This window comes from Rahnella laticis (genome assembly GCF_015644585.1).
Taxonomy (GTDB): Bacteria; Pseudomonadota; Gammaproteobacteria; order Enterobacterales; family Enterobacteriaceae; genus Rahnella; species Rahnella laticis.
On record NZ_JADOBI010000010.1, the window covers coordinates 79,639 to 97,834 of the forward strand.

The window sequence follows — 18,196 nt, forward strand, 5'->3', positions numbered from 1 at the left end:
AATAAAAACTAACGCCGTTTAAGGTTAACACAGGTCGTTAACACAATGACGGGAGAGTGTCTCCGGCGACTCATTCTAGCCGTACCTCCCGCCCTTGTCTTTAAGATTCAGGAGAGTGCATGGAGTTCAGCGTAAAAAGCGGTAGCCCGGAAAAACAACGCAGTGCCTGTATTGTAGTCGGCGTTTTCGAACCTCGCCGCCTGTCACCGATTGCCGAACAACTCGATAAAATCAGTGATGGCTACATCAGCGCCCTGCTCCGCCGTGGCGAACTTGAAGGCAAAGTGGGCCAGACCCTGTTGCTGCATCATGTACCGAATATCCTTTCCGAACGTATCTTGCTGATTGGTTGCGGCAAAGAGCGTGAGCTGGATGAGCGCCAGTACAAACAGGTGATCCAGAAAACGATCAACACCCTGAACGACACCGGTTCTATGGAAGCCGTTTGCTTCCTCACCGAGCTGCACGTTAAAGGGCGCAATACTTACTGGAAAGTGCGTCAGGCGGTCGAGACCTCCAAAGAATCGCTTTACACCTTCGATCAGCTGAAAAGCAATAAAACCGAACCCCGCCGTCCGCTGCGTAAAATGGTCTTCAACGTGCCGACCCGCCGCGAACTGACCAGCGGCGAGCGCGCAATTTCCCATGGTCTGGCGGTTTCTGCCGGTATCAAAGCCGCAAAAGATCTCGGCAATATGCCACCGAACATCTGTAACGCCGCGTATCTGGCGTCGCAGGCACGCCAGCTGGCTGATGCATTCAGCACCAATATCACCACGCGCGTAATCGGTGAGCAGCAGATGAAAGAGCTGGGGATGAATGCGTATCTGGCCGTCGGTCAGGGTTCGAAGAACGAATCATTGATGTCAGTGATGGAATATAAGGGCAATCCTAATCCGGACGCTAAGCCTATCGTGCTCGTCGGTAAAGGATTGACCTTCGATTCAGGCGGTATTTCCATTAAACCCGCCGCTGATATGGATGAAATGAAGTACGACATGTGCGGTGCCGCAGCGGTTTACGGCGCGATGCGTGTGGTGGCTGAACTGAATCTGCCGCTCAACGTGATTGGCGTGCTCGCAGGCTGTGAAAACATGCCAGGAGGACAAGCGTTCCGTCCGGGCGATATTCTGACGACCATGTCCGGCCAGACCGTTGAAGTGCTCAATACCGACGCAGAAGGCCGTCTAGTGCTGTGCGATGCACTGACTTACGTTGAACGCTTTGATCCTGAGCTGGTGATTGACGTCGCCACGCTGACCGGCGCCTGCGTGATTGCCCTTGGCCATCACATCACCGGTCTGCTATCGAACCACAATCCGCTGGCACACGAACTGATCGGCGCGTCCGAACAGGCCGGTGACCGCGCGTGGCGTCTGCCACTGGCGGATGAATATCAGGAACAGCTGGATTCCAATTTTGCGGATATGGCGAACATCGGTGGCCGTCCGGGTGGTGCAATCACTGCGGGTTGCTTCCTGTCGCGCTTCACCCGTAAATACAGCTGGGCGCATCTGGACATCGCCGGTACCGCATGGCGTTCAGGTAAAAACAAAGGCGCAACCGGTCGTCCGGTCGCACTTCTGGCGCAGTTCCTGCTGAACCGCGCTGGCCTTGATGGCGATGAATGATTCATTCGCTAAATAAGGTATAATTCCCCAATCAGGGTCTGGAAACATCCTCAGACCCTTCACAGGCGGGCGCACCCAGTTGCGCCCCTGTTTTTTCTCAGCAGCACAGTGAACTCATCATGAAACAGGCTACCTTCTTTCTTCTCGATGCGCCGGATGCAAGTGGCGAGCTCAGCTCACACGAAGCGCTGGCCTGTCAGGTCGCCGCTGAACGTTACCGGATGGGCAAACGTGTTCTGCTGGCCTGTGAAGATCAAAAACAGGCCGAGCGTCTGGATGAAGCGCTGTGGAAGCGCGATCCAAACCACTTTGTGCCACATAATCTGGCGGGCGAAGGCCCGAGATTTGGTGCGCCGGTGGAGCTTTGCTGGCCGGGTAAGCGCGGCAATGCGCCACGCGACCTGCTGATAAGCCTCCTGCCTGAATTTGCAGATTTTGCTACTGCTTTCCATGAAGTGGTAGACTTCGTTCCTTACGAAGATTCCCTTAAACAGCTTGCGCGCGAACGCTACAAAGCCTATCGCAGCGTGGGTTTCTCTTTGACGACGGCCACGCCGCCCTCAGTCACCACATCGACCGACGAAAATACGAAGCGAAATGGATAAGACATATAACCCGCAAGACATCGAGCAGCCGCTTTACGAGCACTGGGAACAACAGGGCTATTTCAAGCCACATGGTGATACCAGTAAAGAAAGCTTTGCCATCATGATCCCGCCGCCGAACGTTACCGGCAGCTTGCACATGGGTCATGCTTTCCAGCAAACCATCATGGACGCCATGATCCGCTATCAGCGCATGCAGGGTAAAAACACTCTGTGGCAGGCGGGCACCGACCATGCAGGCATCGCAACGCAGATGGTGGTTGAGCGTAAAATCGCAGCCGAAGAAGGCAAAACCCGTCACGACTACGGCCGTGAAGCGTTTATCGACAAAATCTGGGACTGGAAAGCAGAATCAGGCGGCACGATCACCCGTCAGATGCGCCGCCTGGGCGATTCCGTGGACTGGGAGCGTGAGCGCTTCACCATGGACGAAGGCCTGTCCAACGCCGTGCGCGAAGTCTTCGTACGCCTGTATAAAGAAGATCTGATTTACCGTGGCAAACGCCTGGTGAACTGGGATCCAAAACTGCGCACCGCGATTTCCGACCTCGAAGTTGAAAACCGCGAATCCAAAGGTTCCATGTGGCACCTGCGCTATCCGCTGGCTGACGGCGCGAAAACCGCTGAAGGCAAAGATTATCTGGTTGTCGCGACCACCCGTCCGGAAACCGTCCTCGGTGATACCGGCGTGGCCGTTAACCCGGAAGACCCGCGTTACAGAGACCTGATCGGCAAAGACATCATTCTGCCGCTGGTTGGCCGCCGTATCCCAATCGTGGCCGATGAACACGCCGATATGCAAAAAGGCACCGGTTGCGTAAAGATCACGCCTGCGCATGACTTTAACGACTACGAAGTCGGGAAACGTCACGGCCTGCCGATGATCAACATCCTGACTTTCGATGGCGACATCCGCCAGACCGCTGAAGTGTTCGACACTAACGGCGAAGAAAGCGATGCGTGCTGTAACGATATCCCTGAGCAATTCCGTGGCCTCGAGCGCTTTGCCGCACGTAAAGCCGTGGTTGCCGCGTTTGAAGAAGCCGGCCTGCTGGAAGAAATCAAACCTCACGACCTGACCGTTCCTTATGGCGACCGTGGCGGCGTGGTTATTGAGCCAATGCTGACCGACCAGTGGTACGTCCGTACCGCACCGCTGGCGAAAGTCGCGGTGGAAGCCGTTGAACAGGGCGATATCCAGTTCGTACCGAAACAGTACGAAAACATGTATTTCAGCTGGATGCGCGACATTCAGGACTGGTGTATTTCCCGTCAACTGTGGTGGGGACACCGCATTCCGGCGTGGTATGACGCCGAAGGCAACGTATTTGTTGGCCGCGACGAAGCGGAAGTACGCAGCGAAAACAATCTGGGCGCAGACGTTGTTCTGACTCAGGATGAAGACGTGCTCGACACCTGGTTCTCTTCCGGCCTGTGGACATTCTCCACGCTGGGCTGGCCTGAGCAGACGCCTGATCTTAAAGCCTTCCACCCGTCAAGCGTCGTAGTCAGCGGCTTCGACATCATCTTCTTCTGGATCGCGCGCATGATCATGATGACCATGCACTTTGTGAAAGATGAAGACGGCAAGCCACAGGTTCCGTTCCACACCGTTTACATGACCGGTCTTATCCGCGACGACGAAGGGCAGAAAATGTCCAAGTCCAAAGGTAACGTTATCGATCCACTGGATATGATCGACGGTATCTCGCTGGAAGACCTGCTGGAAAAACGTACCGGCAACATGATGCAGCCGCAGCTGGCAGAAAAAATCCGCAAGCGTACCGAGAAACAATTCCCGAACGGCATCGAACCACACGGCACTGACGCCCTGCGCTTCACGCTGGCGGCACTGGCTTCCACTGGCCGTGACATCAACTGGGACATGAAACGCCTCGAAGGTTACCGCAACTTCTGTAACAAACTGTGGAACGCCAGCCGCTTCGTGCTGATGAACACAGAAGACCAGGATTGTGGCCTGAACGGCGGCGAACTTGAGCTGTCTCTGGCTGACCGCTGGATCCTGGCGGAATATAACCGCACGGTGAAAGCGTACCGCGAAGCGATGGATAGCTACCGCTTCGATCTGGCCGCCGGTATTCTCTATGAGTTCACCTGGAACCAGTTCTGCGACTGGTATCTGGAACTGACTAAACCTGTGATGAACGGCGGCAGCGAAGCACAACTGCGCGGCACCCGTCATACGCTGGTTGAAGTGCTGGAAGGTCTGCTGCGTCTTGCGCATCCGATTATTCCTTTCATCACCGAAACCATCTGGCAGCGCGTGAAAACGCTGAAAGGCATCACAGCGGAAACCATTATGCTGCAGCCGTTCCCGGAATTTGACGCGGCGAAAGCAGACGAACTGGCGCTGGCCGATCTCGAGTGGATCAAGCAGGCGATCATCGCTATCCGTAACGTGCGTGCCGAGATGAACCTGTCTCCGGCCAAACCGCTGGAACTGCTGCTGCGCGGCGCAAGTGCCGATGCACAACGTCGTGTGGAACAGAACCTGAGCTTCATTAAATCTCTGGCGCGTCTGGAATCCATCACCATTCTGCCTGCTGGCGATAAAGGCCCTGTGTCTGTCACCAAACTGGTTGAAGGCGCTGAATTGCTGATCCCGATGGCCGGTCTGATTGACAAAGATGCCGAGCTGGCGCGTCTGGACAAAGAGATGGCGAAGCTGGATGGCGAGATTGCGTCTATCGAAGGCAAACTGTCTAACGAAGGTTTTGTGGCACGTGCGCCGGAAGCCGTTGTCGCAAAAGAGCGCGAACGTCTGGCAGCCTGCGGTGAAGCCAAAATCAAGATTGCAGAACAGAAAGCGACAATCGCTGCTCTGTAATTTTGGTGCCGGTTATCCGGGTAAATATTTGAGATGACAAAGGCCGCGAAAGCGGCCTTTTTTATTCTGCGATAACAGCCGGTAACGTTGCACCCACCTGCCCTTAGATGGTATTAAAACGGTCTGTTTATTTATCTTATTTTTTGAAACTGAGTGAGCAATATGACGACCTCCCTTCCTGTCAGCGTGCTGGTGCGCCCGATTCGCCCTGAAGATAACGCGGCTATCGCACACGTAATCCGCCATGTATCGGCTGAATTTGGCCTGACTGCCGATAAAGGCTATACCGTAGCTGACCCGAATTTGGATCATCTGTATGAAAGCTACAGTCAGCCACGTTGCGCTTACTGGGTGGTGGAAGTCGATGGTAAAGTCGCCGGCGGCGGCGGTGTGGCACCGCTTTCTGGCGGCGAAGATGATTTGTGCGAACTGCAAAAAATGTATTTCCTGTCTTCACTGCGTGGCCAGGGTCTGGCGAAACGACTGGCGTTACAGGCAATGGAACATGCCCGCCAGAACGGATTCGCGCGCTGCTATCTGGAAACAACCGCCAGCCTGACGCAGGCGATCGCGCTGTATGAGCGTCTGGGTTTTCAACATATTGATGGCTCGCTGGGCAACACCGGGCATGTCGATTGTGAAGTGACGATGTTAAAATACCTCTGATATCCTTTTCGCAATCCATAAAAAAACAGGCATCTCATGTTCACACACAAAGCCATTTCAGCGTTAAACGAACTGGAACTGACGGTCTATAACTACATCGTCAAAAATGGCGATAAAGTGATGTACATGACTATCCGTGAGCTGGCAGATGCCGCCGGTGTATCAACCACCACGATTCTGCGTTTTTGCAAAAAAATGGATTGCGACGGATATTCTGAGTTTCGTATCCGTTTTAAATTGTTTTTGGAACATGAAGAAAAGCCGCCGGTCTCCTTTGGTATTAGTGAAATCATCAGCTATTTCAAAAGTATTAATAACAGCGAATTTGATGAATTATTAGATGAGGCGGCAAAAAGAATTTCTAACGCGCAGCGGATTATATTTGTCGGGGTAGGAACATCAGGTTCATTAGGGAAATACAGCGCACGTTTTTTCTCTAACGTCGGGAAATTCAGTACATTTATTGATGACCCTTATTTCCCGATTAACAGCGATATGTATAAAGATGCCATCGCTATTATTCTTTCTGTCTCAGGAGAGACGGAGGAAGTATTACGGTTCGCCACACAGTTCAGCCAGCACAACTGCCAGATCATCAGCCTGACGAACAGCGAGAACTCAACGCTGGCGCGTATGGCAGACCTCAACATCTCCTACCACATGCCGCAAATTGTATTAGAAGGTCAGTACAATATTACAACGCAGATCCCCGTACTTTATATTATCGAAACGATTGGAAAGAAATTACCTTTAATAAAACGTGACTCAGCGCAATGAAAAAACAGGGTGTTTTAAAGATGTGACATATTACCTTTCCTGTTTTTTGTTATATCGTGACAATACCCTTTCTTTTGCTACACTCCTGCCAACGAGTAGAAAAACAAAAAAGCTCACCTCTGTATACCCGCAGGAGAATAATAAATAATGGCTATTGATTACGCTCAGACAGCTCAGGATATTGTTAAATATATTGGCGGCGAAAATAATGTGATTAGCATCACACATTGCGCTACCCGTTTACGCTTTGTTCTGAAAGATAATAGTTCTGTTGATAAAGAAGAATTAAAGCGCGTTAAAGGCGTTATCACCGTAATCGAAGCCGGTGGTCAGATGCAGGTGGTAATTGGTAACCACGTCAGCGACGCTTATAAACAGGTTCTGAAACTGATCCACGTCGATGAAAACGCACCGGTCTCTGCGCCGAACGTCGGCATCGTCAGCCGCGTGATGGATGTCATTTCCAGTATCTTCACCCCATTCCTTTATCAGCTCGCCGCTTGCGGTATTTTACAGGGGATCATTTCTTTCCTCGCAGCCGTCGGGATTATGGATGCAAGCAGCGGCACCTACCGTATTCTCAATTTCGTTTCCTGGACGGCGTTTACCTTCCTGCCGGTCATGATCGCGTTTACGGCGGCAAAAAAATTCAACGTTCATCCGTTTACTGCCGTCATTACGGCCTGTGCGCTGATCAGCCCTGATTATATGAACATGCTGACCGCGTTCAAAATCACCTCGATCAACTCCGCTGACCCGGCCATGCAGCAACTGATGCGCGAAGCCGTGAACAATCCGGAAATCGCCAGCATCCTGACTAACATTGTCGGCATTCCGCTGGCTTCGCCAACGCTCGATTTCCTCGGGATACCGGTGAAATATCTAAGCTATACCGCGTCCGTTATTCCGATCATCCTGATGGTCTGGGCGATGTCTTACGTCGAACGCTTCTTCAATAAAGTGTTGCCGGTCGTCATCCGCAATCTGTTCACCCCGATGTTTTGTATCGCCATTATGGTCCCGATGACGCTTCTGGTATTCGGCCCGATCGGCAACCTGATCGGCGGCGCGATTGGCGGCGTTTACAACTATCTCTATCACCTCAGCCCGACCATTGCCGGTTTCGTTGTCGGTGCTTTCTGGCAACCGCTGGTCACACTCGGCGTTCACTGGGGCATCACGCCGGTTACCGTCGGCAACTATGCAACGCTGGGCTACGACACCTTCACCGGTCTGCAAGCCTCGGCTGTATTCGCGATGACAGGCAGCATGTTTGGCGTTTACCTGAAAACCCGCAACCGTGAAATGAAAGGGATTTCCCTTTCCGCTGGCGTCACCGGCCTGTTCGGGATTACCGAACCCGCCATTTACGGTGTGGCTCTGCGTCTGAAAAAACCTTTCCTGTGCAGCTGCGTCGCCGGGGGTATCGGCGGTGCGATTGCCGGTTCTTTCAACGCGGTTTCATGGAGTTATTGCTTGCCCGGCATCGCGGTACTGCCGGTGTTCTTCAAAGAAGGCCACATGCCGCAGTTCCTCGGTTTTCTGCTGTCGATTACTGTCGCCTTTGTTCTCGGCGCCCTGTTTACCTGGCTGGTCGGTTTCAAAGATGAGCCCGATGTGGCGGCCACGAAAAAGATCCAGGCTGAAAGTCAGCGCGCCGCACAGGCAGAAATGAATTAAACCGGATATTACATTTACCACGCGGGCTGCTACAGCCCGCCTCAAGGGAGAACGAAAATGAGTCAACAGTTACCGAAAGATTTCTTATGGGGCGGCGCAGTTGCGGCACATCAGGTTGAAGGCGGCTGGAATAAAGGCGGCAAAGGCGTGAGCATTTGTGACGTGCTTTCCGGCGGCGCGCACGGCGTCGATCGCGTGATGACCGACGGCGTGCTGGAGGGTTACAGCTACCCTAACCACGAAGCTGTCGATTTTTATTCGCACTACAAAGAAGACATCGCGCTGTTTGCCGAAATGGGCTTCAGGTGTTTCCGCACCTCGATTGCCTGGACGCGCATCTTCCCGAACGGCGACGAATTACAGCCAAACGAAGCCGGGCTGCAATTCTACGACGATATGTTTGATGAACTGCTCAAACACAATATCGAGCCGGTGATCACCCTTTCCCACTTCGAAATGCCGTGGCATCTGGTGAAAGAATATGGCGGCTGGAAAAACCGTCAGGTCGTTGATTTCTTTGTGCGCTTCAGCCAGGTCGTGATGGAACGCTACAAAGGCAAAGTGAAATACTGGATGACCTTCAACGAGATCAACAACCAGCGCAACTGGAAGTATCCGTTGTTCGGTTATTGCTGCTCCGGCGTGGTGTTCACCGAGCAGGAAAACCCGGAAGAAACCATGTACCAGGTGCTGCATCACCAGTTTGTGGCGAGCGCCAAAGTGGTCAAACTCGGCCATCAGATCAACCCGGATTTCCAGATTGGCTGCATGATCGCCATGGTGCCACTGTATCCGTTCTCCTGCCATCCTGACGACGTCATGTATTCAGTCGAAGCGATGCACGAACGCTTCCTGTTCAGCGACGTCCATATGCGCGGTTACTACCCGGCGTATGCGCTGAAAGAGTGGGAACGCCGTGGTTTCAACATCAAAATGGAAGATGGCGATTTGCAGGCTTTGCGCGAAGGTTGCGCGGATTACATCGGCCTGAGCTACTACATGAGCAATGCGATTTCGGCGCATAACCCGAGCGATGACAACGGTTTGTCCGGCTTCGCAGGCAGCGTTCCGAATCCGCACGTAAAAGCCTCCGACTGGGGCTGGCAGATTGACCCGGTTGGCCTTCGCTACACCCTGAACATTCTGTATGAACGTTATCAGAAACCGCTGTTTATCGTCGAAAACGGTTTTGGTGCCATCGACAAAGCGGGCGAAGACGGCGTCATTCATGATGATTACCGTATCGCTTATCTGAAAGCGCATATCGAACAGATGAAGAAAGCCGTGCTGGAAGACGGCGTAGAGCTGATGGGGTACACGCCGTGGGGCTGCATCGATTGTGTGTCCTTCACAACCGGCCAGTACAGCAAACGCTACGGCTTTATCCACGTGGATAAAAATGACGACGGCACCGGTACGATGGCGCGCTCGAAAAAAGAGAGCTTCGGCTGGTATCAGAAAGTGATTGGCAGTAACGGGGAAGTGCTTTAAAAACTGGGGCCGGCTCCTGATGGGCTGGCCATATTGTCGATTATGGAAGTTACCCGATAATTTACAAAAATTATGACGACAAACTCTACCTAGCGTTCCCATTAACAATGTCCACAATGGCATCATAATTATACTGATAAACTACATTCTTTTTAAGAAACCTCATACACCCTATACACTTATATCTTCCCAAGTAATAAACTATTCATTTTTTTCGGTCAAGGCAGATTTTTTCATTGAGTATCCCGCCATCAAGAGCGTACAGACTTCGTAAAATTTTTCATTTAACACCCTGTCCATACACATTCATGATAGTTTATTCATCTTATCAAAGATAAAAGTAGATCAACTCATTCACATTTAGTAATCAAATTAATTAATCAAGTAAGTTCAGCATAAACTTCCTGAGGTGAAATGAATGTAATTTCTAACTATGAACCCGAATCTCGGCCGAATCCGCGAATGGTTAGATCAACATCAAAAATAAATTCGCAAATATCTTTCACATCTTCGTTACCATCATGTGCCACCCAACTCTTAGACAAATGGTCGTCAGACTTGGCACTTAGACCATTCCCCAAAAATATATAAATTACAATATTCTATAACGTCTTGACCTTTCTCTAGTAAAGCACCTTGTATTTTCATTATACATAATGTCTTACTTTTCCATTCAAATCGTTCTACCGTAGAATCTGGAAAACTCAAATTTTTAACCAGATCATAATGCATCTCCTTCATTTTAGGCGAAATCAATTTCAACACACCTTATCAATAAATACAAACATCCTCAATGCTTTATAACGCACATCAATTAGCGTTCTAAAACTACATTGCTAAAATATCATCAATTATTTCCAATACCTCTGATGTGATATCATTTTGATTACATTCAATCCGCCACTTTTTTAAAACGGATCTGTCAATATCAATTTCCCTTTGGTTTGCATACAGAGAAATATCACTCATAGCAAAAATAGCATCAAATTTGTTATCATAGGATGTGTCATGACAGAAAACTCTAAATAGAACCAACCACAAGTCCTTTATAACATTCGGTTCAGCCACAACACTATTGTTATACGGGGATGAAAACAAATCTTTAACAAATCCAATGTCCTCATAAAAATCATATTCATTGCAACTCAATGCTTTATTTATTGCAGTTATTTTATTAACTAAGTTATAGCTGTTATTTAAAATCATCAATTTACTCCAGGAAATTTTTCAGGGGTTGAGATCGGAATATGGACATCATTAATCAAAGATGGATCGTAGTTTGGGCTTGATTCATTGAATATACCAGGAGAGTGATAAACACCTCGAGAGTCCATACTTTTCTTTCCATCAAAGATTCTGACAATCCACCCACGATGAGCATTTGAGCCAGCAGGTGCTAAAGGATCAATTCCATGGATACGCACCGTCATTGTTCCTCCAGATAAACCTTTCCATTTGTATTCATAACCATATTCGCCAAGATAGCCACTTGGCGGTGTAAGTTTACGTACTTTCGACTCTTCAGAAATCACTATTAAAATACTACCATCTGGATTTCTAATCAGCCCAGAAAGTTCGAGTATCGCTATATTTTGGAATGCAACAACCTTAACTCCACTACTACCACCCCGCCCAATAAGCTTTATAGCCCCCTGAGCTAACCCCTTAATCAAAAACAGCAATTCCAAAGCAGCCTCAACGTTAGCACCCACTTCCTGTGCTTCATTCTCCAACTCCAGAAGCGGTTCGCTGGTATCTGTTTCTTCCAACACAGCTTTGTTCAGCTCGCTGGCGGCTTCCATGCTGCTGGTGTTAATTCCCATCGTACTCAAAACTGCCATTTGCTGGTCGGCTTCAATCGTACCATTCAGCATTCCGGCCTTTCCTAACATGTGCCCGAGCATATACCAGCCGTTTATAAAACCTCTCCCCATCCCCTCAAGAACATCTGGCATCTGCCTGCCGGCTTCCATCTCTGCCTGGGCTCGCTGCAATTGCATCTCACCCATCATGTCCCATAAGGAAAGGGTGCCCGTTACCGGTATTTCGCCATTGGCCGGGTTAATTTGCGTATAAAGCTTGCCGACGGTATTGCCGTTATTCATAGCAACCAGCGAATCCTGTCGTGCAACGGGTTTTCCTTTGCATTTAATATGCGGCACCCCCGTCATTATTGTGCAGTCGCCACTGCCAAGACTAGTGCCCGAACTGATCCCTTTTCCCGCATTACTTTGTGTTCCGGCGATCTCACAGCCCACGGTCAGGATGGGCTTACCGCGCGCCCTGACATTCGTGACATAACTTTTCTGATAAGAAAGGTCCTGAAAACTGTCAAAGGGTACCGGGATAATCCCGACCAGGCAGACATCGGGCGCAATGCTGATCACCATATACTGTGATTCCTGACTTCCGATGTGCTTCTCAGCCATGATTAGCCTCCCGATGCTTCAGCAATATCAGGCTGTCCGGGAGACTGTTCGACGGCAAAGTCAACCGCCACATCAGCGTGAGTTGTTCCTCGTCGGTGTAACAGGTAAGCGTATCCGCTAGCAGCAACCGTTGTTCTGGAGCCCGAGCACCCATGTACAACTCCGCCAACAAACGTATCCCGGGCAGGAAACCTGTAAATTTTGCCCTTGTCGGCAGAAGGCCGTTGAAAACAACTTTCTCATCACCTTTAAGAAAGCCGACATATTGCTGTTCAGGTGGGGCGCAGCTCAGGAAGGTAAAATCGAACTCATCGGGATAAAACGGACGGGTATGCTTTTGCCAGTGTGAATTGAAACCTTTGGCATAACGTGCTCTCGATGGCCAGCTCCGGCAAACCGCGCCCGGTGAGGACGATAATTGAGGAGCAGGGAACTCACATTGCGTGTCGGCATACTCTGGCAAGCGTCTTCCAACTGGGTTAAATTCGCTGAATGAGGCCAGCTCAAAACGCAACGGAACCCGATCAGTCAGTCCGGAGTGACCCAGTTTCCATTCATTATCTTTATATCGCCATTCGCATGGGCCACAGACAGAGATAGTCCGGCGGAAATCCCCCACCTGAAATTCAGCCAGCCATTCGCGAGAGCTTCCTGCTGCATTCCACGCGTTCCCCGTTAAAAGAATTTCTGATCGCTTCTTTTTACAAACAAGATCTGTCGCTGTTTTCAGGCTGCTCATTTCCGGTTCACCAAACCAGGTATCGGCCAAAACCGGCATACGTTGGGTATCAGCTATCTGACAAACTTCCCCATCGGATGAAAGATCGAATGTCTGGCTTACAACCACTACGCTAAAAAGTTCGCCAAAATATCCGACCTTTTCGAACTGTAAGAATGGGAATTCGGTGCCATTAGTAATGTTCATTAATCACTTCCCTGAATTAATCCATATCAATATCAGCACCGAAAATATTGATTTTGCTTTTCCCTGAGATCTGAACACTGGCACCGTTCAGCGTGATCGTCCCATCTTTATTCATTTTCAGTAGACATTCCCCGACCTGAATAGTCAGACTTTCCTTCACCGTCAGCGTGTAGCTTTCACCAATTTCGATGTTCTGAGACTTTGTGACTTTTCGAGTATCTGTACCTTTAACTTCACTGTTCTGGTCATTGCCGACTTTGGAATTTCGGTCATGTACCACTTCCAGGTGCTGGTCATTACCGATTGTTTTGTTGTGGTCATGTGCGACATCAAGCTTCTGATCATTACCAACTTTGACCTCACGATCATTGGCCACAGTGATCTTCTGATCATGCCCGGCCGCTTTCTCCTTCCCGACGGTGATCGTCTGCCCTTTCCCCACCGTTTCGGTATGGTCAACTGCCACGTCCGTCGTCCGGTTGTTCAGCACCTTAGTCTTCATGTCTTTCTGCGCGTGCATCGACAGGAGTTCCTGGCTCGCCGCATCCTCGAACATCAGCTCGTTGTAACCGCTGCCCTTATACGTTTGCGAGCGGATCGCCATCTGCGTTTTGGTTTCTGGCAGGCTGCCGGGAGCACGGTTGCTTGCGTGATAGGTGCGACCTGTGATGATCGGCTGATCCGGGTCACCATTGAGGAAGTCGACAATCACCTCCTGCCCGACGCGCGGTATCGCGATGTTGCCGAAACCGGTACCGGCCCACGCCTGAGAAACGCGTATCCAGCAGGAACTGTAATTGTCGGCCTGGTTATAGCGGTCCCACGCGAATTTGACACGCACGCGGCCGTGCTCATCACAGAAAATTTCTTCGCCCGGCGGGCCGGTGACTATCGCGATTTGTGGCCCGTCAACGCGGGGTTTGGGATGTGGCATCGCCCGCCACGTCTGGGTCGCGGGGATCACTTCAAATTCATTGAGCAGCGTCGTGCCCTGGCCTTCGTTGCCGATCCATGCCTGTGGCTGATCGCCGTGCATTTCACTGGCCACCACCTGCCAGTTCACATTCAGGTCTTCACGCGGATGGGCGCTCAGGGCAAAGCAGACACCGGGATACAGCTCCGGCGTATTGCTGCTGCCTACCGCGATATCGGCATTGTTACGCCAGCCTTCAATCTGATATTTGGCAAAATCCGCGCCGTGCTGTTCGTCTTTGAAACGCCCGGGATAATCGTAGATTTCATACAGATCGTGCTGGAACTTCATCCGCGGTGGCTGGGCCTGGTACTGCGCCTGCCAGTTGGGCGCGGCGAAGGTGTAATCCTGCGTAACAACTTCAGATGGCCTGATACTGGCGCTGCGGCGAAAATGGTTGATGCAATACGTCTGAGCCTCGGAGGCCGCATTCGGGTTATACGCAAACGAGCCGATATGGCTCAGCGCGCTGCAATTATCCGCAAAAGTGAGCTTCTGATCATTCGCCTTGAGGTATTCCTGCTCGTAAAAGAAGATCCCCTCTTCCGATGCCAGCCGGGAAATAAAGTCAAAATCGGTTTCCATAAACTGGACACAAAACTCCCGCCAGTTATGGCTGGCGCGAAATAACGTGTCGTATTTCACGATTTCCATTTCGCTGAGCAAAGGCTGGAGGATCGCGGAGATGTTCAGATTCTGAAAACTGCGGCAGTTGCGACGTAAAGAGCTCCGCCAGAAGTTGGGGCGGATTGTCATGCGGTACAGCGTCTGGTGTTTACCGGTGTCCCCCTGCTCGCAAAAAGTCACGATGCCGCGAACCCTGCGCTTTATTTCGTCACCCTGCCAGATCACCAGCGTCGCCACTTCATCCAGCACTTTTTCAAACCCGATAGCCGGGTCGCTGCTGACCAGCACAACACCCAGGGTAAAGAGTTCTGAGTAGCATTGGGAAAGGGTAAAATTCAGGACGGCAAATGTGTCTTTAGGGGTTTTTCCGACATTGATGGTAAAGCGGGTTCCATTGAGTGGCATGATGTCATTCCTTCGATGCACTGGGGATAACGCCCTGCATATGACATGCAGGGCGTTGACTTATAACCTGAGGGTTCAGGCTTCCAGCGGTGCGCGCCAGTCATCCGCGCCAGAAGTACCGGCAGAGACGTGTTCCCATTCAATTTTGCGATAAGCCAATGAGACTTCGATCAATTGAGTGAATTCACGTTTTGCTGGGTCCTGGCAGTGCGGCATATGGCAGTTGATATCCACGATAGTGGAATCAGTCAGACGGGTAGTGAAGAAATGCTCCTGCTTTCCTTCAACGGAAGTACGGAACCATTTTAGTTCGGTCGTAGGCAGCATTTCACCTGAGGCCAATGCGTTATAAAGCAACGGAACCGCTTTGTTCAGCGCCACGGTAAAAATAAATGGTTTATGTGCACGCTGACCTGCAGGCTGGCCTGATTGCGGATCAGTTGGAACGGTCACAATATGCTGAAATTCTTGTACCAGCATTTCATTTTCGTGTCCCTGGACATAAATATTACCCACTGATTCTGACGTGAAAGCGCCAGCGGTAATATTACCCTGAGTCTGACCATTCATTGAAATATAACATGGGGTTGGCATCGTAAAACTCCTTGTAAATAATACATACCACGGATTTTAAATTCCCCACAATCCATGAAACCCTATAGAGCCTGACATTTGTTATATGGAAAAGATAAAGAAACCATACATCAAAGATTAGGTTAATTTTCGGAAATAACTTTCCAAAACATCTGTATAGAAATGTATCCATGAAATGAGGTCGGCAGTAAAATAACACCTAAACGTAAACTAGCAAATAATAAAAAACGTAAAATCCTACAATTTAAAATATGAATAAACGCTCCATTAATCATATAAATAAACGATATATCCTTATTAAACAGAAATTAAATTCAACAAAAACAATGTGATAAACGCATGACCAAGACAACTACAAATCAGATTTTTATTTTTTTACTGATAGTTATGTACAAACAATTTTTTAAAATGGTAATTTAGTCAATCTTGAAATGGAAATAACGACCCATAAACCAAACCATAGCATATATAAAGCAACATAAACTTTATCTATGAAAGCCATCATATAACTGACAGGCATGTAACATTAAGGATGATTCAATATGAGCAATACCAAAGACGGCAGTGTCGCTCCTAAAGAGCGAATTAATATTCGCTATGTGCCAAAAGCGGATGGATTAAGTTCTGAAGTTGAGTTACCACTAAATCTCCTGGTAGTCGGTGATATGAAAGGCCGGCCGGAAGATGCGCCAATCGATGAGCGCTCTGCAGTATCTATTAATAAAAATAATTTTAACTCTGTGATGAGTGAAACAGGGATCAACCTGAACTTTAGCGTTGAAAACTCGCTTAGCGATAAGAAAGGGGAAGATATCCAGGTCGAGATGGATATTAAAGCGATGGAGGATTTCTCCCCGGATAACATCGTTAAGCAGGTGCCGGAGCTGAGAAAACTCCTGGAGTTGCGTGAAGCACTGGTTGCACTGAAAGGTCCGATGGGCAATGTCCCGGCTTTCCGGACTCAATTGCAAGCTTTGTTGGACCAGGAAGAGTCACGATCACAGCTCCTGAAAGAACTCGATATCGTCAATAAGCCATAATTTTAAAAGGGATTTTTACTATGTCATTACAGGAAGAACTGTCTGCATCCGTTGCTGAATCTGGCGTACAACAAAAGTCGCTTCTGGATGAGATTATGGCGCAAACACGCATCCAGCCGGAATCAGATGGTTACGATATTGCCAGACAAGGGGTTGCTGCATTTGTGTCCAGCATTCTTGAATCTGGCAGCCATGCAGAACCCGTAAACAAACTTGCCGTTGACCGCATGATTGCTGAGCTGGATAAAAAACTCAGCCAGCAGATGAATAACATTCTGCATGCTGATGCTTTTCAGCAGGTTGAATCATTCTGGCGCTCAATGAAGTTGCTGGTCGATCGTACAGATTTTAAAGAAAACATTAAAATCAATATCTTGCATGCAACGAAAGAAGAGTTACTGGAAGATTTTGAGTTTGCGCCAGAAATTGTTCAGTCCGGCTTTTATAAACATGTTTACTCATCCGGGTATGGCCAGTTTGGCGGTGAACCGATCGCTTCCATCGTCGGCAGCTACGCGTTTAACAACTCCGCACAAGATATGAAGCTGCTGAATTATGTCAGTGCAGTCGGTGCGATGGCTCATGCGCCGTTCCTGACTTCCGTCTCGCCAGATTTCTTTGGTCTTAACTCATTCACCGAACTGCCAACAATCAAAGACATTTCGTCTATTTTTGAAGGCCCGGCCTACACCAAATGGCGTGCGTTACGAGAAACTGAAGATGCGCGCTATCTGGGGCTTACAGCACCACGCTTCCTGTTACGTTTGCCCTACTCGCCAGTCGAGAACCCGGTTAAAAAATTCAATTATCAGGAAGATGTCAGTCATAACCATGAAGATTATTTATGGGGAAATACGGCATATCTTCTGGCAAGCAGCCTGACAGATAGTTTTGCCAAATACCGCTGGTGTCCGAACATCATCGGTCCTCAGAGCGGTGGTGCAGTGAATGACCTTCCGGTTCATATGTTTGAAGCCTTGGGGCAAACACAGGCCAAAATTCCCACTGAAATTTTGATCACCGATCGCCGCGAATTTGAACTGGCAGAAGAAGGCTTTATCACGCTAACGATGCGTAAAGGCAGTAATAATGCCGCATTCTTCTCCGCAAACTCCGTACAAAAACCGCGAAAATTCCCCGGCACCCCGGAAGGCAAAGTGGCTGAAACGAACTATAAGCTGGGGACACAACTCCCTTATATGTTCATCATCAACCGCCTCGCTCATTACATTAAAGTCCTTCAGCGTGAACAGATCGGCTCGTGGAAAGTGCGTAACGATCTGGAGCGTGAACTGAACAACTGGATTAAACAATACATCGCCGATCAGGAAAACCCACCTGCTGATGTGCGCAGCCGTAAACCATTACGCGCGGCCAAAATTGATGTGCTGGATGTCGATGGCGATCCGGGCTGGTATCAGGTCGCAATTTCTGTTCGTCCGCACTTCAAATACATGGGTGCCAACTTCGAACTTTCACTGGTTGGAAGACTGGATAAGGAATAA

Annotated in this window: 14 protein-coding genes; 9 read left to right on the forward strand and 5 right to left on the reverse strand. The window is 49.6% G+C overall.

The features are described from left to right. The first annotated feature begins 119 nt into the window (after positions 1–119). The 7 genes from pepA to IV433_RS19640 all read left to right on the forward strand — a co-directional run bounded on the left by pepA (position 120) and on the right by IV433_RS19640 (position 9,698). Complete coding sequence (gene pepA / locus IV433_RS19610; RefSeq protein ID WP_101075029.1) at positions 120–1,631, forward strand: leucyl aminopeptidase; 1,512 nt, start codon at positions 120–122, stop codon at positions 1,629–1,631. A gap of 119 nt (positions 1,632–1,750) precedes the next feature. Next, a complete protein-coding gene (locus IV433_RS19615) occupies positions 1,751–2,236 on the forward strand; it encodes a DNA polymerase III subunit chi (protein WP_101075028.1) in 486 nt (161 codons plus the stop codon). Beyond that, positions 2,229–5,084 (forward strand): valine--tRNA ligase, encoded by a 2,856-nt coding sequence (locus IV433_RS19620; protein ID WP_195815607.1) that lies wholly within the window; start codon positions 2,229–2,231, stop codon positions 5,082–5,084. Before IV433_RS19615 ends, IV433_RS19620 begins: the two co-directional genes overlap by 8 nt. 162 nt (positions 5,085–5,246) lie before the next feature. Beyond that, positions 5,247–5,750, forward strand: coding sequence for a GNAT family N-acetyltransferase (locus tag IV433_RS19625; protein ID WP_195815606.1), 504 nt, complete (start codon positions 5,247–5,249; stop codon positions 5,748–5,750). Positions 5,751–5,786: 36 nt separating this feature from the next. Further along, positions 5,787–6,527: a MurR/RpiR family transcriptional regulator gene (locus IV433_RS19630; RefSeq protein WP_195815605.1), complete on the forward strand. Its 741-nt coding sequence runs from the start codon at positions 5,787–5,789 to the stop codon at positions 6,525–6,527. A gap of 147 nt (positions 6,528–6,674) precedes the next feature. Beyond that, positions 6,675–8,207, forward strand: coding sequence for a PTS transporter subunit EIIC (locus tag IV433_RS19635; protein ID WP_195815604.1), 1,533 nt, complete (start codon positions 6,675–6,677; stop codon positions 8,205–8,207). A 57-nt stretch (positions 8,208–8,264) separates the two neighbouring features. Beyond that, positions 8,265–9,698, forward strand: a complete 1,434-nt coding sequence (locus tag IV433_RS19640; RefSeq protein ID WP_195815603.1) for a 6-phospho-beta-glucosidase — start codon at positions 8,265–8,267, stop codon at positions 9,696–9,698. Positions 9,699–10,526: 828 nt separating this feature from the next. Here the strand turns inward: IV433_RS19640 and IV433_RS19645 are convergent. The 5 genes from IV433_RS19645 to IV433_RS19665 all read right to left on the reverse strand — a co-directional run bounded on the left by IV433_RS19645 (position 10,527) and on the right by IV433_RS19665 (position 15,651). Further along, entirely contained in the window at positions 10,527–10,904 is a 378-nt protein-coding gene (locus IV433_RS19645; RefSeq protein WP_195815602.1) for a hypothetical protein, read from the reverse strand. Then, positions 10,904–12,127, reverse strand: coding sequence for a polymorphic toxin type 30 domain-containing protein (locus tag IV433_RS19650; protein WP_229893563.1), 1,224 nt, complete (start codon positions 12,125–12,127; stop codon positions 10,904–10,906). Before IV433_RS19650 ends, IV433_RS19645 begins: the two co-directional genes overlap by 1 nt. Next, a complete protein-coding gene (locus IV433_RS19655; RefSeq protein WP_195815601.1) occupies positions 12,120–13,052 on the reverse strand; it encodes a DUF2169 family type VI secretion system accessory protein in 933 nt (310 codons plus the stop codon). The genes IV433_RS19650 and IV433_RS19655 overlap by 8 nt, the downstream gene beginning before the upstream one ends. 16 nt (positions 13,053–13,068) lie before the next feature. Further along, positions 13,069–15,057: a type VI secretion system tip protein TssI/VgrG gene (tssI, locus tag IV433_RS19660; protein ID WP_195815600.1), complete on the reverse strand. Its 1,989-nt coding sequence runs from the start codon at positions 15,055–15,057 to the stop codon at positions 13,069–13,071. A 75-nt stretch (positions 15,058–15,132) separates the two neighbouring features. Beyond that, entirely contained in the window at positions 15,133–15,651 is a 519-nt protein-coding gene (locus tag IV433_RS19665; protein ID WP_104924329.1) for an Hcp family type VI secretion system effector, read from the reverse strand. A gap of 542 nt (positions 15,652–16,193) precedes the next feature. Here IV433_RS19665 and tssB point away from each other — a divergent pair. Next, entirely contained in the window at positions 16,194–16,691 is a 498-nt protein-coding gene (gene tssB, locus IV433_RS19670) for a type VI secretion system contractile sheath small subunit (RefSeq protein WP_195815599.1), read from the forward strand. Positions 16,692–16,711: 20 nt separating this feature from the next. Continuing rightward, the gene (tssC, locus tag IV433_RS19675) at positions 16,712–18,196 is read left to right on the forward strand and encodes a type VI secretion system contractile sheath large subunit (protein ID WP_195815598.1); all 1,485 of its coding nucleotides are present in this window, start codon (positions 16,712–16,714) and stop codon (positions 18,194–18,196) included.